This window comes from Paenibacillus sp. FSL R7-0048, assembly GCF_038004505.1.
Lineage (GTDB): Bacteria > Bacillota > Bacilli > Paenibacillales > Paenibacillaceae > Paenibacillus_AQ > Paenibacillus_AQ odorifer.
On sequence record NZ_JBBORF010000001.1, the window covers coordinates 957,008 to 980,558 of the forward strand.

13 protein-coding genes, 15 tRNA genes and 3 rRNA genes are annotated in these 23,551 nt (G+C 48.6%); 25 read left to right on the forward strand and 6 right to left on the reverse strand.

Features of this window, described 5'->3' with window-relative positions; genetic code table 11:
* Window positions 1-17: 17 nt before the first annotated feature.
* From NSQ91_RS04100 to NSQ91_RS04110, 3 genes are read left to right on the forward strand one after another with little or no spacing between them, the layout of a single operon-like run.
* Window positions 18-1,337, forward strand: a complete 1,320-nt coding sequence (locus tag NSQ91_RS04100) for a glycoside hydrolase family 125 protein (RefSeq protein ID WP_076098666.1) — start codon at window positions 18-20, stop codon at window positions 1,335-1,337.
* The gene (locus NSQ91_RS04105) at window positions 1,334-4,495 is read left to right on the forward strand and encodes an alpha-amylase family protein (RefSeq protein ID WP_370510808.1); all 3,162 of its coding nucleotides are present in this window, start codon (window positions 1,334-1,336) and stop codon (window positions 4,493-4,495) included. The genes NSQ91_RS04100 and NSQ91_RS04105 overlap by 4 nt, the downstream gene beginning before the upstream one ends.
* 21 nt (window positions 4,496-4,516) lie before the next feature.
* Window positions 4,517-7,264, forward strand: a complete 2,748-nt coding sequence (locus tag NSQ91_RS04110; RefSeq protein WP_076305204.1) for an alpha-mannosidase — start codon at window positions 4,517-4,519, stop codon at window positions 7,262-7,264.
* A 44-nt stretch (window positions 7,265-7,308) separates the two neighbouring features.
* Here the strand turns inward: NSQ91_RS04110 and NSQ91_RS04115 are convergent, their stop codons facing one another.
* Entirely contained in the window at window positions 7,309-7,596 is a 288-nt protein-coding gene (locus tag NSQ91_RS04115) for a hypothetical protein (RefSeq protein WP_076305205.1), read from the reverse strand.
* Window positions 7,597-8,068: 472 nt separating this feature from the next.
* Between NSQ91_RS04115 and NSQ91_RS04120 the strand changes: the two genes are divergently transcribed.
* From NSQ91_RS04120 to NSQ91_RS04210, 19 genes are all read left to right on the forward strand, one after another.
* A 16S ribosomal RNA gene (locus tag NSQ91_RS04120) occupies window positions 8,069-9,626 on the forward strand.
* A gap of 262 nt (window positions 9,627-9,888) precedes the next feature.
* Window positions 9,889-12,814 (forward strand): 23S ribosomal RNA (locus tag NSQ91_RS04125).
* A 145-nt stretch (window positions 12,815-12,959) separates the two neighbouring features.
* A 5S ribosomal RNA gene (gene rrf / locus NSQ91_RS04130) occupies window positions 12,960-13,076 on the forward strand.
* Together the 16S, 23S and 5S rRNA genes with 15 tRNA genes alongside form the textbook arrangement of a ribosomal RNA operon.
* Window positions 13,077-13,133: 57 nt before the next feature.
* Window positions 13,134-13,210: transfer RNA gene (locus tag NSQ91_RS04135), tRNA-Ile, on the forward strand.
* A 3-nt stretch (window positions 13,211-13,213) separates the two neighbouring features.
* A tRNA-Asn gene (locus NSQ91_RS04140) sits at window positions 13,214-13,289 on the forward strand.
* A gap of 5 nt (window positions 13,290-13,294) precedes the next feature.
* Window positions 13,295-13,387 (forward strand) — tRNA-Ser (locus NSQ91_RS04145).
* Between the two features lie 15 nt (window positions 13,388-13,402).
* Window positions 13,403-13,474: transfer RNA gene (locus NSQ91_RS04150), tRNA-Glu, on the forward strand.
* 6 nt (window positions 13,475-13,480) lie between these two features.
* Window positions 13,481-13,556 (forward strand) — tRNA-Val (locus tag NSQ91_RS04155).
* 15 nt (window positions 13,557-13,571) lie between these two features.
* A tRNA-Met gene (locus tag NSQ91_RS04160) sits at window positions 13,572-13,648 on the forward strand.
* A gap of 71 nt (window positions 13,649-13,719) precedes the next feature.
* Window positions 13,720-13,796 (forward strand) — tRNA-Met (locus tag NSQ91_RS04165).
* Between the two features lie 25 nt (window positions 13,797-13,821).
* A tRNA-Asp gene (locus NSQ91_RS04170) sits at window positions 13,822-13,899 on the forward strand.
* 16 nt (window positions 13,900-13,915) lie between these two features.
* A tRNA-Gln gene (locus NSQ91_RS04175) sits at window positions 13,916-13,990 on the forward strand.
* Between the two features lie 7 nt (window positions 13,991-13,997).
* Window positions 13,998-14,073, forward strand: a tRNA-Lys gene (locus tag NSQ91_RS04180).
* Between the two features lie 15 nt (window positions 14,074-14,088).
* A tRNA-Leu gene (locus NSQ91_RS04185) sits at window positions 14,089-14,173 on the forward strand.
* A gap of 7 nt (window positions 14,174-14,180) precedes the next feature.
* Window positions 14,181-14,255 (forward strand) — tRNA-Gly (locus NSQ91_RS04190).
* A 10-nt stretch (window positions 14,256-14,265) separates the two neighbouring features.
* A tRNA-Arg gene (locus NSQ91_RS04195) sits at window positions 14,266-14,342 on the forward strand.
* 32 nt (window positions 14,343-14,374) lie between these two features.
* Window positions 14,375-14,448 (forward strand) — tRNA-Pro (locus NSQ91_RS04200).
* A 12-nt stretch (window positions 14,449-14,460) separates the two neighbouring features.
* Window positions 14,461-14,531: transfer RNA gene (locus NSQ91_RS04205), tRNA-Gly, on the forward strand.
* A 101-nt stretch (window positions 14,532-14,632) separates the two neighbouring features.
* The gene (locus tag NSQ91_RS04210) at window positions 14,633-15,097 is read left to right on the forward strand and encodes a YdeI/OmpD-associated family protein (RefSeq protein WP_076279888.1); all 465 of its coding nucleotides are present in this window, start codon (window positions 14,633-14,635) and stop codon (window positions 15,095-15,097) included.
* A 69-nt stretch (window positions 15,098-15,166) separates the two neighbouring features.
* Here NSQ91_RS04210 and NSQ91_RS04215 read toward each other — a convergent pair whose 3' ends face one another.
* Window positions 15,167-15,622, reverse strand: a complete 456-nt coding sequence (locus NSQ91_RS04215; protein ID WP_076130676.1) for a GreA/GreB family elongation factor — start codon at window positions 15,620-15,622, stop codon at window positions 15,167-15,169.
* Window positions 15,623-16,018: 396 nt separating this feature from the next.
* Between NSQ91_RS04215 and NSQ91_RS04220 the strand changes: the two genes are divergently transcribed.
* The gene (locus tag NSQ91_RS04220) at window positions 16,019-16,213 is read left to right on the forward strand and encodes a sporulation protein Cse60 (RefSeq protein ID WP_036686883.1); all 195 of its coding nucleotides are present in this window, start codon (window positions 16,019-16,021) and stop codon (window positions 16,211-16,213) included.
* Window positions 16,214-16,364: 151 nt separating this feature from the next.
* On the opposite strand, the gene katA is transcribed toward NSQ91_RS04220, so the two are convergent.
* Together katA and glgP are read right to left on the reverse strand one after the other, a co-directional pair.
* Window positions 16,365-17,822 carry a catalase KatA gene (katA, locus tag NSQ91_RS04225; protein ID WP_076187446.1) on the reverse strand — a complete coding sequence of 486 codons (1,458 nt, stop codon included), beginning with the start codon at window positions 17,820-17,822 and terminating at the stop codon, window positions 16,365-16,367.
* A gap of 262 nt (window positions 17,823-18,084) precedes the next feature.
* Window positions 18,085-19,701: an alpha-glucan family phosphorylase gene (gene glgP, locus NSQ91_RS04230; protein ID WP_076219778.1), complete on the reverse strand. Its 1,617-nt coding sequence runs from the start codon at window positions 19,699-19,701 to the stop codon at window positions 18,085-18,087.
* A gap of 256 nt (window positions 19,702-19,957) precedes the next feature.
* Here glgP and rbsK point away from each other — a divergent pair, with 256 nt between their 5' ends.
* Together rbsK and aroD are read left to right on the forward strand one after the other, a co-directional pair.
* The gene (gene rbsK / locus NSQ91_RS04235) at window positions 19,958-20,887 is read left to right on the forward strand and encodes a ribokinase (protein WP_218641834.1); all 930 of its coding nucleotides are present in this window, start codon (window positions 19,958-19,960) and stop codon (window positions 20,885-20,887) included.
* A 61-nt stretch (window positions 20,888-20,948) separates the two neighbouring features.
* On the forward strand, window positions 20,949-21,713 hold the full coding sequence (gene aroD, locus NSQ91_RS04240) for a type I 3-dehydroquinate dehydratase (RefSeq protein ID WP_076305084.1): 765 nt from the start codon (window positions 20,949-20,951) through the stop codon (window positions 21,711-21,713).
* An 84-nt stretch (window positions 21,714-21,797) separates the two neighbouring features.
* Here the strand turns inward: aroD and NSQ91_RS04245 are convergent, their stop codons facing one another.
* Window positions 21,798-22,550 carry a MerR family transcriptional regulator gene (locus NSQ91_RS04245; protein ID WP_076187440.1) on the reverse strand — a complete coding sequence of 251 codons (753 nt, stop codon included), beginning with the start codon at window positions 22,548-22,550 and terminating at the stop codon, window positions 21,798-21,800.
* A 173-nt stretch (window positions 22,551-22,723) separates the two neighbouring features.
* Complete coding sequence (locus tag NSQ91_RS04250; RefSeq protein WP_036686897.1) at window positions 22,724-23,476, reverse strand: 3'-5' exonuclease; 753 nt, start codon at window positions 23,474-23,476, stop codon at window positions 22,724-22,726.
* Window positions 23,477-23,551: the final 75 nt, after the last annotated feature.

Sequence of the window (23,551 nt, forward strand, 5' to 3'; positions counted from 1 at the left end):
AAAGGAGCATAACTCACTTGGAACAATTCCGATTACCCAAAATAGCAATGCCCCAGCTGCCGCTGCCGCAGGCCGTACAAGAAGTGCTTGCCGAAGCAGAGGAGAAGCTGGCACATCGCCCGAAGCTGTTGCAGCTGTTCAAGAACTGTTTTCCGAATACGCTGGAGACGACGACTAAACTGCTGGATGACGGAACCACCTTTGTGATTACCGGCGATATTCCGGCCTCCTGGCTGCGTGATTCAGTGGAGCAGGTAATTCAATACGTGCCTCTGGCCAAAAACGATCCCGATCTCCAGCGCATTATCGGCGGTCTTATCAAACGCCATATTCAATATATTCATATCGATCCTTACGCCAATGCATTTAACGAGTCGGCCAATGACTGGCACTGGAACACTACGGATGTGACCGAGATGTCGCCATGGGTGTGGGAGCGTAAATTTGAGATTGATTCGTTATGTTTTGTTGTACGCCTCGCTTATACCTACTGGAAAGAGACGGGCCTGACTGATTTCTTCGACGCTGGGTTCAAGTCGGCCATGCGCCAGATTTTCGATTTGTTCAAAAGAGAACAGCGGCATTTCGAGCAGTCTCCGTACCGGTTCAGCCGCAATAACGGCATTCCGGAAGATTCTCTGCGCAATAGCGGTCTCGGCATGCCGGTGAACTATACCGGAATGATCTGGTCGGGCTTCCGGTCCAGCGATGATGCCTGTGATTTCCACTACAACATTCCTGGCAATATGTTCGCTGTTGTCGCGCTGCGCCAGATGCAGGAATTCGCGGAGTGGGTCTTCCGCGATCTAGACTTCCTGGCTGAACTTAAAGAGCTGGAATTTGAAGTAGACCATGGCATTAAGCTCTACGGCATTTATCGCCATCCGGAGTTTGGTCCGATTTATGCTTATGAGACCGACGGCTTCGGCAATTACTGCCTGATGGACGATGCGGGAACGCCCGGACTGATCTCCATTCCGTATCTGGGTTACGCTTCGGCGGATGATCCCATCTACCAGAACACCAGACGTTTCGCATTGAGCAAAGAAAATCCGTTCTATTATGAAGGCACAGCTGCCAAAGGGATCGGCAGCCCGCACACTCCGGAGAACTATATCTGGCATATGGCGTTGTCTATGCAGGGCATTACGGCTCAGACTGCCGAAGAGAAGCTGGAACTGATAGCGATGCTGGAAAGTACGGATGCCGGAACCGGATATATGCATGAAGGCTTCCATGTGGATGATCCTAGTGTATTTACCCGCAGCTGGTTTGCATGGTCGAACAGTTTGTTCTCGCAGCTTGTCTATCGGGCGATGAAGGAAGGTATTCTGTGAGCGGGGGCCGTATCATCCTGTTCGCGGACCCGTCTTTTCCCGGGTATACCGCAGCGGGCGGACTGACAGCGGAACAGGCACAGTCTATAGGAATACATCATACTGACCCTCCTGTTCATGCAGCACAGCTGGCCGAAACGCTGGACAGCGCCAAGGCCGGGGACTGCTTCGTTAGCTTCCATGCGCCATACTTCCCAAAGGAAGCTTGGCCTTCCATCGTCGCTTATTTGAGCAGAGGCGGCAGCTTGATCAGCATTGGCGGTGCCCCGTTTAAGCATCCAGTCCGCCTAGTCGCTGAAGAGTGGCGGATCGAAGCTGAGCAGACTGCCTATCACCGCCAGCTGCATATCCATGAAGCGCTGCAGGTGAGCAGCGCAGATCGCATACAGCAGCATGTCGCGCTTAGAGACATTCCGCTCTTCGTAGGCGATGAGCAGCTGCTGGCTCTGGCGGATACCTGGAACCTGGTGCCGCATGTCACTAAAAGCAGTGACCTGCCGGAGCAGATGGGTTCCAGCGGACCCATGGACACGCGGATCTATCCGCTGCTTAAGGGCATTACCGCCGCCGGGCGGGAAGTTTCAGCTCCAGCTGTGCTGTGGGAGCATATCGGCGGGCCTTTTGCTGGTGGCCGTTGGATCTTCATCGGCCAACCGCTTACGCCTGATTTCTGGAATCAAGGCGGAACGGAAGCATTAACCCGCTGGGCAACTTTTGCCGCTCGGGGAGTAACAGAGCTGTGGCTGAAGCCTAACTATGCTTCTTATGAAGAAGGCGAGCGGCCGCTGCTGTTTTTGCAGGGTCAGCGGCTAAGCCGTAGCCAATCGTCACCGACATCAGCGCAGTGGACCCTGAACATCACTCTGAACAAAGACGGGGAGTCTATCCCATGTTTCACTCACGAGTGCAAGCTTGAGGTCAGTCGCGAGCTGAACTTCCTACGTGTACCGCTTGCTATAGAAATTCAACCTGGCCTGTATCATCTTTCTTGCCATGCTGTATCGGAAGAAGGCGAAGTGCGGATGTTGCGTCAAGGCTTTTGGGGATATGACGTGGGCCTGTTATCGCAGGGGGAACCGATTAAGGCTGGAAGAGATTATTTTATCAAAGACGGTCAGCCTTTACCTGTTGTCGGCATGACTTATATGACCTCTGACGTAGCGCGGAAGTTTCTATTCCTGCCAAATGCTGATGTCTGGGATCGGGATATGGCACAGATGCGGAAGGCAGGCATCAACTGGATTCGTACCGGCATCTGGACAGCCTACCGCAATATTATGCAGGTAGACGGTCATGCCTCGGAAGAAGTGCTGCGAGCGATTGATGCTTTTCTACTGACTGCGAAGCGGCATGAGCTGCAGGTAACCTTTACGTTCTTCTCCTTTACACCGGAGACTTGGGAAGGGACGAATCCTTATCTCGATCCGCGCAGTGTAGAAGCGCAAAAACGGTTCATCCGCTCCATCATCGCACGGCATCGCACGACAACCCATGTGGATTGGGATTTGATCAATGAACCGTCAATGTTCGATCCGCCGCGGATTTTCTCGGACGGACCGAGCTCGGCGCGAGATAAATATGAACACGCTGCTTTCTCTGCTTGGCTGGAAGAACGCCATGGTGATATAACTTTGCTGCAAGAGCGCTGGAATATGACGCCGCTGGAATTGCCGGATTTTGCGGCTGCACAACCTCCTGAGCGAGAAGAGATTAACTTTAGTGTGCAGGATATTCATTCCGGGAAGCGCGGCACACGTTGGCTCGACTACTGCCTGTTCTCCATGGACATGCACAACGTATGGGCAAGGGAGCTTAGCGGGACTATCAAGGAACTCTGCCCAGATCATTTAGTGACCGTAGGGCAGGATGAGGCTTTAGGTGCCCAACGGCCATCGCCGTTCTTTTATGAGCGCGATGTCGATTACACCACTGTTCACAGCTGGTGGTTGAATGACAATCTGCTCTGGGATGGAATTTTTGCCAAAACCCATCATAAACCGAACCTCATTCAGGAGACCGGCATCATGTACGTAGAGACGCCAGACGGACGGGCTAAACGCAGTGAGGAAGAATTGCGGGCTATGCTGGAGCGCAAATATGCCTATGCGTTTGCTTCTGGAGGTGCCGGGGCTGTGCAATGGATCTGGAACACGAACTTTTATATGGATAATGCCAATGAATCACAGATCGGTGCGCTGCGGGCCGATGGGACTGAGAAGCCGGAAGCGGATGTGTCTTATGATTTTGGGCGGTTCATCGGCGAAGCCGGGGGATTATTTGACGGGCGGAAGCTGGAAGAGATTGCCGTGGTTTTCCCTTACTCTAATGACTTCTCTAACCGGAAGCTCGCCTATGATGCGACTACCCGCCTGACGCGGATCTTATCTTATCAGCTTCATTTGCCTTTCCGCGCCGTATCGGAATACGATCTGGCTCCGCTGGAGGCAGAGCCGGCTAAGTTGATTCTCCTGCCGAGTGTGCACAATCTGGATAATGACGCCCTTCAGCAATTGCTGGACATAGTGGAGCGTACAGGTGCCGTTCTGCTCATTACTGGAGCATTGGGGGTTGATGCGTATTGGCAGCCTTCGGATCGTATGGACGCAATAGTAGGAGCCCGTAAACTTGGTAACATGCGCCGTGAGGAGCAGCTTCTATTGAACGGACGCAAGTTTGCGGTGTCCTATGGACAGAAGCGAATCGCGGAGCTAGTCAAAGAAACGCCAGCAAATGCAGATGTTGATTCGTCTAGCTCAGGTGGTGTGGGTGATCACCTCATCGAACGCCAGCTTGGCACAGGTCGCCTGATCTGGTGCCCGCTACCTTTAGAACTGAATGACCGCGACGAGCCGATCGCCGCGCTCTACCAATATGCTGCACAAGCCGCAGGTATCGAAACCGGGCTGGAATGGATCAGCGGTGGAGACCTGCCAGGTGTGTACGGGCGAAAGCTTGCTTTTGCAGAAGGTTCATTGTATATCTTCGTATCTGAATACGCCTGGGATGCCGAACTTGAAATAAAAGATCCTGCAACTGGAGCTCATTACTCATTTTTACTGGAGAAAGAACGTTCGGTGTTGTTTGCAGCTGATTCAGCGGGCAAGCTGGTAGCTGTCTACAGACCTGAAGAGGTTAACATTACGCTTAATAAATGCTGAAGAACTGAGGTGTACACACAGATGACCCACACAACAACCAAAACAGCCCATATCGTGTCCCATACTCACTGGGACCGTGAATGGTATTTGCCCTATGAGAAACACCACGTCCGTCTGGTTCAGCTGGTGGATGCACTGCTTGCGAAGCTGGACGGAGATTCCGCCTTCCGCAGTTTTTACCTCGATGGGCAAACCATTATTCTGGAGGATTATCTTCAGGTTCGGCCAGAGAACAAAGAGAAGCTGGAGAAGTATATCCGGGATGGGCGAATCTTGATTGGACCTTGGTACATTTTGCAGGATGCGTTCCTGACGAGCGGCGAGGCAAATGTGCGGAATATGCAGATCGGCCATCAGGATGCCGAGAAATACGGCGAGCCTTCCAAAATCGGCTATTTTCCCGATACGTTTGGATTGGTCGGACAGACTCCGCAGCTGATGTTGCAGTCAGGGATTACGAATGCTTTTTTTGGACGCGGGGTGAAGCCTACGGGATTTAACAACACTGTATCGGATGCAGGTTATGAGTCCTCTTTCTCCGAGCTGATCTGGGAAGGGCCGGATGGATCCAAAATTCTCGGTATCCTATTTGCCAACTGGTATTCTAACGGCAATGAAGTTCCTGTTGAGGAAGGTGCGGCTCGGGAATTCTGGGACCGTAAGCTTGCGGATGCAGAGAAGTATGCTTCAACGGGGGAGTTATTGTTCATGAACGGGTGCGACCACCAGCCTCTGCAATTGGATTTGCCGGAAGCTATCCGCACCGCCGAAAAGCTATACCCTGAAGTGAAGTTCGTGCATTCAAATTTCCCGGACTATCTGCAAGCCTTGGATCAGCAATTATCCTCGGGTCAGCGGGAGCTCTCCACCGTTACAGGGGAACTGCGCAGCCAGCGTACTGACGGATGGGGCACCTTAGTGAACACAGCCTCAGCCCGGGTTTATTTGAAGCAGATGAACCAGCTGGGCCAGACTCTTTTGGAAAAAGTAGCCGAGCCGCTGGCCTCCATCGCCCGCCTGTCCGGACAGGACTACCCGCACCATCTATTCACCTATGCCTGGAAGACGCTGATGCAGAACCATCCGCATGACAGTATCTGTGGTTGTAGTGTGGATGAAGTGCATCGTGAGATGGTAACTCGTTTTGATAAAAGCCGGCATGTTGCTGAGAGCATCATAGATGACAGTGCTAAGTTTATCGCAGATCAAGTGGAGACTTCTGGCTTTTCCGCATACGGGGAAGATGCAGTTCCTTTTATAGTGATGAATACCACGGGGTGGAAGCGTACGGGAACGGTAACTATAGAGCTGGATGCTGAACGGTTATATCTGCGCGAGGGTTATCCTTTGGATGAGACCGCCCGCAGAATGCTGGCTGTTGATTTGTCCGGCAGGATTCTCGTCGATCACACAGGGGAGGAATTAGCGTCTACAGTGGAAGATCTGGGTTTAAACTTTGGTTATGATCTGCCTGATGACCAATTCCGTCAGCCGTATATGTGCCGCAAAGTGAGACTTACTTTTGAAGCACGCAATGTGCCTGCACTTGGGCTTTGTACTTACGCTTGGGTACAATCAACTACGGAATCCGCTCAGGGAAGCTCTTTAATAGAAGGAGAGCGCAGCTTGGAGAATGCATCTCTCAAGGTAGTTGTTGCTGAGGATGGTTCATTTACGTTATTGGATAAGCATAGCGGTACCACTTATCGTGAGTTGGGGATTTACGAGAATACCGGAGACGTAGGCAATGAATACATGTACAAGCAGCCAGAAGGTGAACAAGCGCTGACGACCAAAGGCCAGCCTGCAGTTATTAAGGTGATTGAAGACTCTCCCTTCCGTGCGGCCATTGAGATCCGAATAGATTGGGAGATTCCGGCTTCGGCGGATGACACCTTGGAGGCGGAACAGCGTGCACTTGTGTATTATCCTGAGCGTAAAGCGCAGCGGAGTGTAAATACGGTGGTTTTGAAGCTTCGTACCGTCGTATCGCTGGAGCGGGAAGGCAAAGGTGTGCATATTGAATCCACAATTAATAACCAAGCCAAGGATCACCGGATACGAATGCTGTTCCCGACCGATCTGTCTACCGATGTGCATCGTGTGGATTCTATGTTTGAAGTGGCTACACGGGACAATAATCCGGCACCAGAATGGGCAAATCCGAGCAACACTCAACATCAGCAATCCTTTGTCGATGTCAGCAATGGCGATGTAGGACTTACGGTAGCCAATCAGGGATTGAACGAATATGAGGTTCTGCGGGATGGACGCAATACTATTGCCGTCACCTTGTTACGCAGCGTAGGGGAATTGGGGGATTGGGGCTGGTTCCCAACTCCGGAAGCTCAGTGCCTGGGCGAATACACAGCACAACTGGAGCTGATTCCTCATTCTGGTGAGGGAAGTGAACAACGGGCATTTACAGAGGCCTATCAATTCCAGACTCCTTGGACGGTATGTCAGACCGGCCTGCATAGCGGGAAGTTGAACTCTGGATATACCCCATTGGTTTGGGAGGGAGACAACATGGCCTTCTCATCCATGAAAATGAACGGAACTTCTGACGACTTGTTTTTGCGTTGGTACAATATGTCCGCTCAGCAGACACAGTTGCAACTGAAAGTGAACAGTCCTCAAGAGTATTTATTTAAAAGCAATATCTTAGAGCAGCCTAACCCTGCTTTACAAGGAGTAACGTCTTCGGTTCACCACTTAGAGGTCGGACCATCTGAGATTGTAACTGTAGGTGCGAAATTAAGCTTCTAGGTAAAAAGATGCCCCGGCGCTTCCCTGCCAGGGCATCTTTTGATTTACTTTCTTCTATAAGACTTGTGCCAATCTTGAATGGCCTCTTGGCGGGAGGGGAATCTCAACTGGATCCAATTGTTTGTTTCCCATTCATGAATCGCCTGCTGTTTAGTTTGGTAAAAGCTGTAGTCGCAAATGTTCCAGCTGTTATACAGTTTCTGATACCATTTCCCTTTAGGGATGTCGCCAGGGTAACGGCGGACGGCTTTATTGGCTTGTTTTTTAGCCCATGATGAACCATCTTTCTGTTGGTCGCTGCACACGGGTTGCTTTTTCACACTTCTGCTCATTGATTCTCCAACCTCCTTTTAGAGGGAAGCTAGAGATCATGCAAGGTCTTTATATGAATCACCTCTTTGCCAAAAAATAATGGAATTGATACCTATGTATGAAGGGGCTCTGATGTTAAATAGATAGACGCGGAAAAGGGGAATACGGTTGCGATACAATTGCGGAGAAGTATGTGTTTAGTTTTTTTAAAATAAAGCTTGCAATGGATCTCTATACATGATATATTCTAAGTCCGGCCAAGAAGTACACATGCCGAGCTCGAAAAAGAAGTTAAAAAAAGAGCTTGACATTAAATAGCCGAACATGATATAGTATAAGAGTTGCTGCTGAGACATTAAATGGCACCAACGAGAACTTGATCTTTGAAAACTGAACAACGAGTGAGTAGGAAATCACGCAAGTGAAATCCAAATTAGAGAATTAATTTTCTCGTCAGATGTTTCAAAATGAGCATATCGCTCTTTTCAATACTAATTGGAGAGTTTGATCCTGGCTCAGGACGAACGCTGGCGGCGTGCCTAATACATGCAAGTCGAGCGGAGTTATTTTGAAAGCTTGCTTTCAAAATAACTTAGCGGCGGACGGGTGAGTAACACGTAGGCAACCTGCCCTTCAGACTGGGATAACTACCGGAAACGGTAGCTAATACCGGATAATTTCTTTTTTCTCCTGAGAGAAGAATGAAAGACGGAGCAATCTGTCACTGAGGGATGGGCCTGCGGCGCATTAGCTAGTTGGTGGGGTAACGGCCCACCAAGGCGACGATGCGTAGCCGACCTGAGAGGGTGAACGGCCACACTGGGACTGAGACACGGCCCAGACTCCTACGGGAGGCAGCAGTAGGGAATCTTCCGCAATGGGCGAAAGCCTGACGGAGCAACGCCGCGTGAGTGATGAAGGTTTTCGGATCGTAAAGCTCTGTTGCCAGGGAAGAACGTCCGGTAGAGTAACTGCTACCGGAGTGACGGTACCTGAGAAGAAAGCCCCGGCTAACTACGTGCCAGCAGCCGCGGTAATACGTAGGGGGCAAGCGTTGTCCGGAATTATTGGGCGTAAAGCGCGCGCAGGCGGCTATTTAAGTCTGGTGTTTAAACCTTGGGCTCAACCTGAGGTCGCACTGGAAACTGGGTGGCTTGAGTACAGAAGAGGAAAGTGGAATTCCACGTGTAGCGGTGAAATGCGTAGATATGTGGAGGAACACCAGTGGCGAAGGCGACTTTCTGGGCTGTAACTGACGCTGAGGCGCGAAAGCGTGGGGAGCAAACAGGATTAGATACCCTGGTAGTCCACGCCGTAAACGATGAGTGCTAGGTGTTAGGGGTTTCGATACCCTTGGTGCCGAAGTTAACACAGTAAGCACTCCGCCTGGGGAGTACGGTCGCAAGACTGAAACTCAAAGGAATTGACGGGGACCCGCACAAGCAGTGGAGTATGTGGTTTAATTCGAAGCAACGCGAAGAACCTTACCAGGTCTTGACATCCCTCTGAATCTGCTAGAGATAGCAGCGGCCTTCGGGACAGAGGAGACAGGTGGTGCATGGTTGTCGTCAGCTCGTGTCGTGAGATGTTGGGTTAAGTCCCGCAACGAGCGCAACCCTTAACTTTAGTTGCCAGCAGGTAATGCTGGGCACTCTAGAGTGACTGCCGGTGACAAACCGGAGGAAGGTGGGGATGACGTCAAATCATCATGCCCCTTATGACCTGGGCTACACACGTACTACAATGGCCGGTACAACGGGAAGCGAAGCCGCGAGGTGGAGCCAATCCCATCAAAGCCGGTCTCAGTTCGGATTGCAGGCTGCAACTCGCCTGCATGAAGTCGGAATTGCTAGTAATCGCGGATCAGCATGCCGCGGTGAATACGTTCCCGGGTCTTGTACACACCGCCCGTCACACCACGAGAGTTTACAACACCCGAAGTCGGTGGGGTAACCCGCAAGGGAGCCAGCCGCCGAAGGTGGGGTAGATGATTGGGGTGAAGTCGTAACAAGGTAGCCGTATCGGAAGGTGCGGCTGGATCACCTCCTTTCTATGGAGAATCGTTCTCTGCAATGAGAACATTCAAATCGGAAGTTTAACTTCCAAAACTCAGGTTTAGGCCTGTTACTCACTCGTTGCTCAGTTTTGAGAGTTTAAGCTCTCAAGTAAGACTTGATCCTTGAAAACTGGATACCGAAACGAATTTGCGTTTTAGAACATCTTTTAGCAACTTGTGTAAACAAGTAAATGTTATTAGTGAGATGATTCCAAAGAGAATGTCATCGTATGATATTTTCCTGCGGAAAAATCAAGGTTAAGCTAATAAGAGCACACGGAGGATGCCTAGGCGCCAGGAGCCGACGAAGGACGTGGCGAACAACGAAACTGCCTCGGGGAGCTGTAAGCAAGCTTTGATCCGGGGGTGTCCGAATGGGGAAACCCAGCTGTGGTAATTCGCAGTTACTCATTTCTGAATACATAGGAAATGTAGAGGCAGACCAGGGGAACTGAAACATCTAAGTACCCTGAGGAAGAGAAAACAATAGTGATTCCGTCAGTAGCGGCGAGCGAACGCGGAACAGCCTAAACCTAAGAGCTTGCTCTTAGGGGTTGTGGGACGTCTCACATGGAGTTACAAAGGAATATGGTAGGTGAAGAGGTCTGGAAAGGCCCGCGATAGAGGTAAAAGCCCTGTAACCTAAACTGTGTTCTCTCCGAGACGGATCCCGAGTAGTGCGGGGCACGTGAAACCCCGTATGAATCCAGCAGGACCATCTGCTAAGGCTAAATACTACCTGGCGACCGATAGTGAAACAGTACCGTGAGGGAAAGGTGAAAAGCACCCCGGAAGGGGAGTGAAATAGAACCTGAAACCGTGTGCTTACAAAAAGTCAGAGCCCGATCTATGGGTGATGGCGTGCCTTTTGTAGAATGAACCGGCGAGTTACGTTTAACATGCAAGGTTAAGCCGAGAAGGTGGAGCCGCAGCGAAAGCGAGTCTGAATAGGGCGAATTAGTATGTGGACGTAGACCCGAAACCGTGTGATCTACCCCTGTCCAGGGTGAAGGTGCGGTAACACGCACTGGAGGCCCGAACCCACGTACGTTGAAAAGTGCGGGGATGAGGTGGGGGTAGCGGAGAAATTCCAATCGAACTCGGAGATAGCTGGTTCTCCCCGAAATAGCTTTAGGGCTAGCCTCGGTATAAGAGTAGTGGAGGTAGAGCACTGATTGGGTGCGGGGTCCGCAAGGATTACCAAGCTCAGTCAAACTCCGAATGCCATATACTTATTGCCGGGAGTCAGACAGTGAGTGCTAAGATCCATTGTCAAAAGGGAAACAGCCCAGACCATCAGCTAAGGTCCCCAAGTGTGTGTTAAGTGGGAAAGGATGTGGAGTTGCACAGACAACCAGGATGTTGGCTTAGAAGCAGCCACCATTGAAAGAGTGCGTAATAGCTCACTGGTCGAGTGACTCTGCGCCGAAAATGTAACGGGGCTAAACACACCACCGAAGCTATGGCTAGATGCTTTGCATCTGGGGTAGGGGAGCGTTGTGTAGGGGTTGAAGGTGTACTGAAAAGAGCGCTGGACACTACACAAGTGAGAATGCCGGTATGAGTAACGAAAAGATCAGTGAGAATCTGATCCGCCGAAAGCCCAAGGTTTCCTGAGGAAGGCTCGTCCGCTCAGGGTAAGTCGGGACCTAAGGCGAGGCCGAAAGGCGTAGTCGAAGGACAACAGTTTGAAATTACTGTACCACCGTAATCCGCTATGAGCGATGGGGTGACGCAGGAGGGTAGTGACGCGGACTGATGGATGTCCGTCTAAGCAGTGAGGCTGATGTGTAGGCAAATCCGCACATCGATAAGGCTGGGCTGTGATGGGGAGCGAAAATTATAGTAGCGAAGGTCATGATCTCACACTGCCAAGAAAAGCCTCTAGCCAGGAGAAGGTGCCCGTACCGCAAACCGACACAGGTAGGCGAGAAGAGAATTCTAAGGCGCGCGGAAGAACTCTCGTTAAGGAACTCGGCAAAATGACCCCGTAACTTCGGGAGAAGGGGTGCCCCGGTAGTGTGAATAGCACGAGGGGGCCGCAGTGAAAAGGCCCAAGCGACTGTTTAGCAAAAACACAGGTCTGTGCGAAGCCGCAAGGCGAAGTATACGGGCTGACGCCTGCCCGGTGCTGGAAGGTTAAGGGGAGTGGTTAGGGGTAACCCGAAGCTATGAACCGAAGCCCCAGTAAACGGCGGCCGTAACTATAACGGTCCTAAGGTAGCGAAATTCCTTGTCAGGTAAATTCTGACCCGCACGAATGGCGTAACGACTTGGGCGCTGTCTCAACGAGAGATCCGGTGAAATTTTAATACCTGTGAAGATGCAGGTTACCCGCGACAAGACGGAAAGACCCCATGGAGCTTTACTGCAGCTTGATATTGAATTTGGGTACGATCTGTACAGGATAGGTGGGAGCCGTAGAAATCGGAGCGCAAGCTTCGGTGGAGGCGCCGTTGGGATACCACCCTGATCGTATCTAGGTTCTAACCTAGTACCCTTATCGGGTACGGGGACCGTGTCAGGCGGGCAGTTTGACTGGGGCGGTCGCCTCCTAAAGAGTAACGGAGGCGTTCCAAGGTTCCCTCAGAATGGTTGGAAATCATTCGCAGAGTGCAAAGGCATAAGGGAGCTTGACTGCGAGACCTACAAGTCGAGCAGGGACGAAAGTCGGACTTAGTGATCCGGTGGTACCGCATGGAAGGGCCATCGCTCAACGGATAAAAGCTACCCTGGGGATAACAGGCTTATCTCCCCCAAGAGTCCACATCGACGGGGAGGTTTGGCACCTCGATGTCGGCTCATCGCATCCTGGGGCTGAAGTAGGTCCCAAGGGTTGGGCTGTTCGCCCATTAAAGCGGTACGCGAGCTGGGTTCAGAACGTCGTGAGACAGTTCGGTCCCTATCTGTCGTGGGCGCAGGAAATTTGAGAGGAGCTGTCCTTAGTACGAGAGGACCGGGATGGACGTACCGCTGGTGCACCAGTTGTTCCGCCAGGAGCATGGCTGGGTAGCTACGTACGGACGGGATAAGCGCTGAAAGCATCTAAGCGTGAAGCCCCCCTCAAGATGAGATTTCCCAATTAGTAAGACCCCTTGAAGACGACGAGGTAGATAGGTTGGAGGTGGAAGTGCAGCAATGCATGGAGCTGACCAATACTAATCGGTCGAGGGCTTATCCTAAAAATACCCCAAAAAGTGAAGAAAAGGCTGCGAAGCTAATTCCGAATACTTTCCGGGGGCCCCGAAGAGATGACGGGCGACGCAAATTCAATTCGGATTCAGTTTTCAGGCGATTAAGCCTGAGCATTTACGCTGTAAATGCCCGTTTGGTGGCGATAGCGGAGGGGTTCCACACGTACCCATCCCGAACACGACCGTTAAGCCCTCCAGCGCCGATGGTACTTGGACCGAAGGGTCCTGGGAGAGTAGGACGCCGCCAAGCGGACAACCACATTACCCGTGGTATTTTTTTTGCCCTTAATATTAATATGTCTTAGAAGGGCCTTTAGCTCAGCTGGTTAGAGCGCACCCCTGATAAGGGTGAGGTCGGTGGTTCGAGTCCACTAAGGCCCACCATATTCCCTGATAGCTCAGTTGGTAGAGCACTCGACTGTTAATCGAGTTGTCACAGGTTCGAGTCCTGTTCGGGGAGCCATTTATGGAGAGGTGTCCGAGTTTGGCCGAAGGAGCACGATTGGAAATCGTGTAGGCGCCACAAGCGTCTCGAGGGTTCGAATCCCTCTCTCTCCGCCATAAAATTATTAGCATGGCCCGTTGGTCAAGGGGTTAAGACACCTCCCTTTCACGGAGGTAACATGGGTTCGAATCCCATACGGGTCATATCATGGAGGCTTAGCTCAGCTGGGAGAGCATCTGCCTTACAAGCAGAGGGTCGGGGGTTCGATCCCCTCAGCCTCCACCATATTTTTTTCACTGACGCGGGGTGGAGCAGCCCGGTAGCTCGTCGGGCTCATAACCCGAAGGTCGCAGGTTCAAGTCCTGCCCCCGCAACCAATTTACTCTTATACATTATGTTTAGGGATAAGCTGGTATGGTGAAAATGAATAGTATATACTAATTAATGACGCGGGGTGGAGCAGCCCGGTAGCTCGTCGGGCTCATAACCCGAAGGCCGCAGGTTCAAATCCTGCCCCCGCAACCAATTTACACTTATGCATTATGTCTATGGAACCGTGGTGTAGTTGGCCTAACATGCCTGCCTGTCACGCAGGAGATCGCGGGTTCGAATCCCGTCGGTTCCGCCATTTAGTTAATTATTATTGGGGATTAGCCAAGCGGTAAGGCAACGGACTTTGACTCCGTCATGCATAGGTTCAAATCCTATATCCCCAGCCATTTATGAGAGCCATTAGCTCAGTTGGTAGAGCACCTGACTTTTAATCAGGGTGTCGAAGGTTCGAGTCCTTCATGGCTCACCATTTTCTTTAAAGTGTGCGCGTGTGGCGGAATTGGCAGACGCACCAGACTTAGGATCTGGCGTTTCACGACGTGGGGGTTCGAGTCCCTTCACGCGCACCATGTTTTTGCGGACGTGGCTCAGCGGTAGAGCATCGCCTTGCCAAGGCGAGGGTCGCGGGTTCGATTCCCGTCGTCCGCTCCATATAGATTTTGCGCCCTTAGCTCAGCTGGATAGAGCGTTTGACTACGAATCAAAAGGCCGGGAGTTCGAATCTCTCAGGGCGCGCCATTTTTATTACTAAGCAGTTATAGTATTGTTAACGGGATGTAGCTCAGCTTGGTAGAGCACCTGGTTTGGGACCAGGGGGTCGCATGTTCAAATCGTGTCATCCCGATTTTATACCTTTGCGGGTGTAGTTCAATGGTAGAACTTCAGCCTTCCAAGCTGATAGCGTGGGTTCGATTCCCATCACCCGCTTATAAAGAGAAACACCTGCCGGTATTAGGCGGGTGTTTTTTTGTATAGTTAAGCACGTATGGATACAATAGGAACTAGAGATTTTATTTGAGGAGGGGCCAATGTTTGAATTTGAAGCAAGGTTAGTCAGACCAGATACGAATGGGAGTTGGACATATCTTACGGTTCCTTTTGACGCTGAACAAATATATGAAACTAAATCAAGGATACAAGTTAAAGGAAGCCTGAATGACATTCCCTATAGAGGAACACTCATGCCGCATGGTAATGGGAAACATTTTATGGTCGTGAAAAAAGAACTGCGAGACTTAGCCCATGCTCAACCTGGAGATATAGTACGGGTGACAATGGAACAAGATCATCAATTGCGAGAGATAGAAGCTCCAGAAGATTTTCTGGACGCACTAAGCAGCAATGAGCAGGCAGAGGTGTATTATAACAGCTTGGCTTATTCCTATCGGAAGGAATATGTGAGCTGGATCGAAGGGGCGAAAAGACCGGAAACCAGAGCAGCAAGGATCCAGAAGTCAGTTAATAAGCTGGAAGAAGGTTTGAGGCTTAAATAATAGAACAGCGTCCTCCTCCTTAATATCTGGAAAGGGACGCTGCTGTAGCGGGTATATAAGGGATCGTCCTTATATAAGAACGCCTACTTCACCATTATTCACGAACTTAATGCTTTCGATCTTCACCTCTAGTTGACCTGAAGGAATCGCTAGCTGACAAGTACTGCCGAGCTCAGCCAGCAGCAGCTGCATGCCTATAGGTGACAACATAGAAATCTTGTTATTGTTAGGTTCTGCTTGGTTAGGAAATACGATGGTATAGATATCTGTAGTATTATCGTCCAAGTAACGAAGCTGCAGCTGACTTCCGATAAAGACCTGTGAATTTAAATCTTCACCATTGAACTCAGTTAGTAATTGTTCCAGCTCGGAGCAATAACGGGATAACAGCGTTTCAGCGTTGCTTCTATCCTTGCTCCGTACCGGAAAGTATTGATTTAGAAATGCGATTTTTTCCTCATCAAAATAGATAAGCTGCTGAAGCAGCTGTGTCCGTGAGCCTTCATAGATAAGACTATGGTTCATAGTAGATTTCACCCCCTCTAAGTAGCACATTCCTTGTAAACCTGTTATGGTGTGTTGCCATCTTAAAATCCCTCCTATACAAATAGAGGTCCCCCAATGGAGACCTTCTGATCAGTATACCAGCTTCTATTTGTAAATCCAATCCATTTTAAAAGGGGAATTAAAACCTTCTAAATATTGTAATGAAAACCTTTGACTATTACATACTTGGGTGCTATGATAGGCTGATGCATAGGCATTTCGTAGAAAACTGCGAAATGCCTATACTGTATTTTGAAGATATTTTTACATTAATTGTTACCTGGGGAGTGATACGCCATGTACATTTCGTTGAGTTCACATATAGATTCCAGAACTATAAAATAACTACTTAATTTATTAAAGGAGGAGATCAGGATGATTCAAGTTAAAGAGTTTGTAGATGCTGACAATTCTTATGCAGAGAATAAAGCTAATGAGTTCCTGGCAGGACTACGGGAGGAACAGATTGTGAATATCTGTTACGGTTCGGTAGTTAAATCATCACGTGATGGGGCAGAGCACCAAAGAACCACTATACTGGTCGTGTATAAGACAAATGAAAGGCAATAACTGGAACACGTTTTTTTCATGTCTATCCATTGTCTCCACGCTGGGCGTTGTGATTGTCATCATTTATTATGTTTTCAGCTAATTAGCAAAAAGAGGACCTTTCCCATCTACGGGCAAAGGTCCTCTTTAGTTTATAAGTGCATTTACAATCTTACATTCCGTCTGGTACAGATAAACCCAAACCGGATGCGATACGCTGTCCCAAGTCTGGATCAGCTTTAAAGAAATGCTCAATCTGGAGACGTTTGATATCGTTACTTTCAACAGGAGTCATAGCGCCAACGATATTTTGAACTAGACGGGTACGTTCTTCTTCAGACATTAGACGGTACAAGTCACCTGGTTGTGTATAGTGATCGTCACTATTGTAGGAGACACTATCCGCATAACCAGAGACTTCGAACGGCGATGTTTTATGCTGCGGTGATTCTTTAGGTCCTCCTAAGCTGTTAGGCTCGTAATAGGCACCGGAACCGCCATTGTTGCCCAAGGCCATACCACCATCACGTTGATAGTTCTTCACTTCTACTTTTGGACGGTTGATAGGTAAACTGTTATGGTTGGGACCAACCCGGTGACGGTGTGCATCACCATAAGCGAACAGACGGCCTTGTAGCAATTTATCAGGCGAAGCTTCAATACCAGGAACGAAAGAGCCGGGGGAGAATGTAACTTGTTCTACTTCAGCAAAGTAGTTCTCCGGATTGCGATCCAATACCATACGTCCAACCTCGATTAACGGATAATCTTTTTGCGACCAGACCTTTGTTACATCAAATGGATCAAAACGGTAAGTCTTCGCATCCTCGATTGGCATAATTTGCACGTAGAGCTTCCAAGCAGGGAAATCTCCTTTATCAATAGCATTAAACAAGTCCTCTGTATGATAATCCGGGTTTTCCCCAGCGATTTTGGCAGCAAGGTCTGCATCTAGATTCTTAATGCCTTGTTCTGTTTTGAAATGGTATTTCACCCAGACTGCATTGCCCTCGGCATTTACCCACTTGAAGGTATGGCTACCGAACCCATGCATATGTCTCAGCGTAGCTGGAATTCCGCGATCCGACATCAAAATCGTTACCTGATGCAGAGATTCAGGCGATAAAGACCAGAAGTCCCATACAGCATTCGGGTTCTTCAGATGTGTCTGTGGATCACGTTTCTGTGTATGAATAAAGTCCGGGAATTTAATCGCATCACGAACGAAGAATACAGGCGTATTGTTACCTACGAGATCATAGTTTCCTTCTTCAGTATAGAACTTCACGGCAAATCCACGAGGGTCGCGTACGGTATCAGCAGAACCTAATTCACCAGCTACAGTAGAAAAACGAATGAACAACGGTGTACGTTTGCCTACTTCAGACAAAAAGTTAGCTTTTGTGTATTGGGTTAGATCTTTTGTAACTTCAAAATACCCGTGAGCGCCAGCACCTTTAGCATGAACGACACGTTCAGGAACACGTTCTCTGTTAAAGTGGGCTAATTTCTCAAGCAAATGGACATCTTGCAGTAAAGTGGGACCGCGGTCACCGGCTGTCATTGAATTCTGATTGTCGCCTACTGGAGCACCCCAGCTGGTTGTAAGATTATTATTATTGGAGCTCATTAATAGAATCACCTCATGAGATTTGATTTTAGATTTAGTATAAGTTCTATATTAATGTTTTTTAGAGAAATTGCAACACTTTTTAAATAATTGACTCATTACAATATGTGGTAATCGTCAATACATCGTTGGCACATTCAGATATATATGATAGACAAAGTGATTAATTGCTTAGCAGAATTAAAAAAGAAACAGCGCATCCCTACCATCACTGAAGGGGTGCGCTGCATTTTTTGATATAGAAGATATTCGGTTCTTGTACTTAGGCTTTAATGTACATTCTGTTGTAATATTCATCTAACATTCTTTTGGTGGCAAACTCCGTACGGGTGGTTTCGATACTCTTTTTCATCATTTGTACCCACTGTTCACGATTCTCGTAAAAGGTTGGGAGCACACGTTTCAATAAGGTGTTGTACAGTGCATCACTATCATGCTTATCCAGAACCTCAAAGTCTGTAGTTTCGAAGCCGTCTCCAATCTGCCAGCCATTCTCGCCATCGATGCAGGCTTCCGGCCACCAGCCATCCAGAATAGAACAGTTCAATACACCGTTCATAGCTGCTTTCATCCCGGAGGTGCCGCTGGCTTCCAATGGTCTGCGTGGATTGTTGAGCCAAATATCAGCACCGCGCGTCAGCTGGGCACCAATCGTCATATCGTAATTCTCGAGGAACACAACACTCTTTGGATACTTTTTCATCATCGCTACTAGGTTACTGACGATTTTTTTACCGTTATCATCGAGTGGGTGCGCTTTGCCGGAGAATACAATTTGTATCTTTCCAGACTCCAGATAAGGTTCGATAATTTCTGGCTGCGAGAAGATCAGGTCGCTTCGTTTATATGGAGCTGCTCTGCGTGAGAAGCCGATGAGTAAATTGTCAGCATTTAAGCTAATGCCGGAACGTTCTTTGATGAACTGGATCAGTTCGCCCTTGATCTCTTTATGCACTGCCCATAAGTCTCCATCCTGTTCGTAGGCTTGCGTCATTCTATCATCTACCCAGGTAGGAGTATGGATGGCATTAGTAATGCCTATAATTTCCGATCTTCCGGCTACTTCCTTCCACATTTTATTAGCCGTATCGGCGTGTAGCTGGGCTACTGCGTTGGAAATACGTGATAGCCTTAGACCTGCAACCGTCATATTAAATGGCTCGCCGCCGATCCGCTCCATCTGGTCACGGGTTAAGCCGTTGAACGCACTCATATACTCAAGTCGGTCGAGAGGATGGGTTTCGTTGCCTTCTTTGATTGGTGTGTGGGTAGTGAATACGACTTCTTCGCGAGTAGCTTTCCACGCTTCTTCGAAGGTATGGCCTCCGGACATTTTTTCACGGATTAGCTCGATAGCCGCTAGAGCCGCATGACCCTCATTGAAGTGATAGACATCAATAGGGATTTGCAGTGCACGCATAGCTTTGACTCCACCAATCCCAAGTACGATCTCTTGTGCGATCCGTTCTTCGCCGAACCAGCCGTACAATTGGCCTGTGATCCAGGCATCATTATTCTCGGGAATATCCGTATCCAGTAAATACAATGTGCTGTTGCCAAAATAATCAGTTTTCCATACTTTGCATACCACATCGGTTTTTCGGACTTTAACAGTTACCTTAACCCCTGTATCTTCAAGAAACTCATAAACATAATTGTGATAGGAGTCGTACGGATTGCCATTGGCATCAATCTTTTGGTCCGTGTAACCTTGTTTCCACTTCAGCCCAATAGGGATGATAGGGGCGTTGATATCTTTTGCACCCTTGATGTAGTCTCCGGCAAGAATGCCCAGACCTCCGGCATACATTTTGAAATCGGAATGCAGCCCGTACTCCATACTAAAATAAGCGACTGACGGTAATTTTTGTTCGTTCACTTGATAAGCCTCCTAATCACGGATTAGATTAAATTGCAGTGAAGCTGCGGGCATTATCTTAGGTGCAAACGTTTGCTCAAAATAGTGCAGGCAATCATTGTGGAAGCGATTGCACCACTATTCTAGCACACTCGATGAATAAAAGCATAACGTCAATTTGGTGAAAACAACCATTTTGAATCCAATTGAGCGGAATTGATTGATAAAGTGGACAGAAGCCCCTAAGATAAAGAGATTGAAGAAATAATTAATGGTGGTGTCTAAGTTGGATATAGTTGTGATTGGAAGCTTGAATATGGATATGGTGGTACGTACAAACCGGTCACCAAATGCAGGAGAAACCCTGATTGGACAAGCCTTTGCTCTATCTCCTGGCGGAAAAGGGGCAAATCAGGCCGTTGCCGCAGCACGTCTGGGTGCAGAGGTTAGTATGATCGGAAGAGTTGGAAAAGATACCTTTGGTAGCGAAATGCTGGAGATTATCAGGAATGAAGGCATTCATATAGAGCATATTTCTGTAAGTGAACATGAGGCAACAGGAGTCGCCTCAATCGTTATTGAAGAAGATGGAGAAAATCGGATTATCGTGGTACCTGGAGCGAATATTGAGCTTACGGTAGAGGATATTCAGGCATTGGAGGCTGTGATTAGCCAGGCTAAGATCATTGTGCTGCAGCTTGAAATGGATCTGGCGATGAGTGAGCAGGCGATTGCGATTGCCCATCGTAAGGGGATTCCGGTCATCCTTAATCCTGCACCAGCTAGAGTGCTAAAGGATGAGATGCTGGCTCAGGTATCTTACCTGACACCTAATGAGACGGAAGCCGGGATTTTGTCCGGAATGACTGTGGATAGCGCAGAGACTGCTGAGCAGGCAGCCCGTATTTTGCTTCAAAAAGGAGTACAGAACGTAATTGTAACCTTGGGTTCAAAAGGTGCCCTGATTGTGAATGCTGAAGGTTTCAAGGCTGTTTCAGGCTTCCCGGTAAAGGCGGTAGATACAGTTGCTGCCGGTGACTCATTTAATGGCGCATTAGCCCAGCAGCTGGTCTTAGGGAAGACCTTGGAGGAAGCCGTGAGCTTCGCTAATGCTGTAGGTGCATTGGCTGTAGGGAAAGAAGGGGCGATCCCTTCATTGCCGCAGTTGTCCGAGGTCGAGCAATTTCTAAAACGTAAATCGCTGTAGAATAGACAGTACAGGATATTCAAGATCTATACTAGATGAGATAGGATAAGGAGCTTAAATAATGAGCAGAACAGTAACCGTTAAAAATGTGATCATCGGCGAAGGAATCCCTAAGATATGTGTTCCGCTAATTGGAGCGACCTTGTCTGAGCTGAAGCAGGAAGCGGAAGCGCTGAAAGTACTGCAACCTGATTTGGTGGAGTGGCGGACGGATTTTTTTGCTGAAGTGGAAGACGTTGCAGCTGTAAAGAACGCACTAAGCGAAATCTGTTCTGTGATTCCAGATCTGCCGCTGATTTTTACTTTTCGGAGTGCAAAAGAAGGCGGAGAGAAGCAAGTCAGCACGGAATATTACACAGCACTGAATAAAGCTGCTGCCGAGAGCGGTCTAGTAGATATAATAGATGTTGAACTATTTAATGATGAGCAGGATGTAAAGCTACTGGTCGAAGCTGCTCATGCTCAAAACGTGTCTGTCATTATTTCAAATCATGATTTTCAGGGTACACCTCCTAAAGAGGAGATCATCTCGCGGTTATGCAAGGCGCAGGAGCTTGGCGGGGATTTGCCCAAAATTGCCGTTATGCCCCAAGATGCAGGCGATGTGCTAACTTTGCTGGAAGCTACACACATCATGAAGGAAAAATATGCAGACCGTCCGATTATAACGATGTCTATGGCGGGAGCCGGGGTGATCAGCCGTTTGGCAGGTGAAGTTTTTGGTTCAGCGCTTACCTTCGGAGCTGCACATAAACCTTCTGCACCTGGCCAGGTAGCTGTCGCTGAGCTTCGGAATACATTGTCGCTGCTGCACCGCAGTCTGTGATTTTTGCTGATTGCTATTGCCTCAAAAAAAAGGCATCCGGAGTATCCGGATACCTTTTTCTATTTTAAAATATTGTTCGTGCGCTTACGCATTTTTTCCCGTATATACATGTACGGCATCTCTTAGAAACGCAGCGAGTCCAGGGCGGCGTTTGTCATAGTATTCGGTAAAACGTTCATCATCAACATACAATTGTGCAACACCAGCATGAGCTTCTTTGGAATAGGAATTCCAGTAGAAGGAGAGCCACTCACGGTGTAGGTCTGCACTTTTTTGTGCTAATACACTGGCAGGGTCTCCATGCTCCATTGCTTGCAAGAGTGTTTCGAACATCTCTTCCTCAAGCTGTTGTATAGCGGCATATTGATCTTCTGTCATTCCTTTAAGCTTTTGGTTGGATTGATTAATGGTGTCATCTCCGTATTTCTCCCTTATTTCTTGGCCATATTTCTTTTCGTTGTCATCTACCAGCTTTTGTTTAAAGCCTTCGAATTTTTCAGTATCACTCATGGTAATTCTCCCTTCTTTTTGAGCCAGCGTCTTTTCGACGTTAGCGATTAATAGATCTAATTGCTGTCTTTTTTCCAGTAGCTTGTCATGATGCTCCCGCAGCGCTTTGGCTCCGTCGAATGAGGGCTCTGTCATAATAGCCTTGATACGTTCCAGACTTAAGCCAAGCTCCCGATAAAATAAAATTTGCTGTAGTAGATCTACTTCGGTACGGCCATAGATACGATACCCCGAAGAGTTGATTCTCGCCGGCTTAAGAATGCCAAACTCATCGTAGTAGCGCAGGGTCCGTGTGCTGATTCCAGCTAACTCTGCGAGCTTCTGCACTGTGTATTCCGTAGTATCACCTCCTACAAATCAAATGTACACCTTTACGTAACGTGAAGGTCAAATGGTTTTTTTAGCATATCCAAAACAGCGACAGCTACCCTCTGAATGATCATGGGGAAGTCTGCCGCTGCTATGAATAAGTCTATAATGTTGAGCTTTGCTGCTTGAATTTATTTATGGCCCATCTGTGCTGTGAAATAATTGTGCAATTCCTCCAGCTTACGAGGGTCCGCAAGGGTTGCTTTGTCTGAGAAGTAGTGTTCAACGACAAGGTCCCAGGTAGGTACAATTTTTTGTGAGGTCATAGCCTTAATGGCTACCTTAACTGTTTTGCGTTCTTTGGCATTGGAGAAGGTATCTACGTAATGCTGTGAACGCTCAAAATCCAGATCCTTAAACACGGCGCGGAAGATCTCTGACGTCATCCGTGCATCATCCAGCGCCCGGTGTGCAGATCCAGTAGGCTCAAGCTCAAACAATGCCATCGCGCTTTCCACGCTGACATCATTGCTAAGACCACGCGCACGAAGAACTCCTTTGAGCAAATCGAAATACGTAGCGGACATCCAGTAGGATTCGTCCATCTTGTGCATGCGCACATCCTGAATGATTCGCTTCATGTCTTCGCCACCCCAGGTAAGCAGCAGAACTCCGTCTGTACTTAGATCAAGCCACTCTCTAAAAGCAGTGATGACTTTGGGGAAGCGGGCGGCAATGTCGATTTCCTCTTGAGGGATACCCGTTTTTTTCTTAATAAAGGAATTCAGGGTGGAGAAATATATAGGTTTGATCAAGGAAGAAAATTCATCCTTATACTGCAGTGAAGAGTCTAACCGGACGGCTCCAATCTCAATGACCTCCATAGGGTGCTCGCTGGCAAACTTACGGCCGTTGAATTCGATGTCCAGAATAATATAATCCACAGGTACTTGCCTCCGTTTCCATGACTGACGCTGTAGTGCTTAATACGTCGACTTCTCTATTTTAACAAAAAAAGT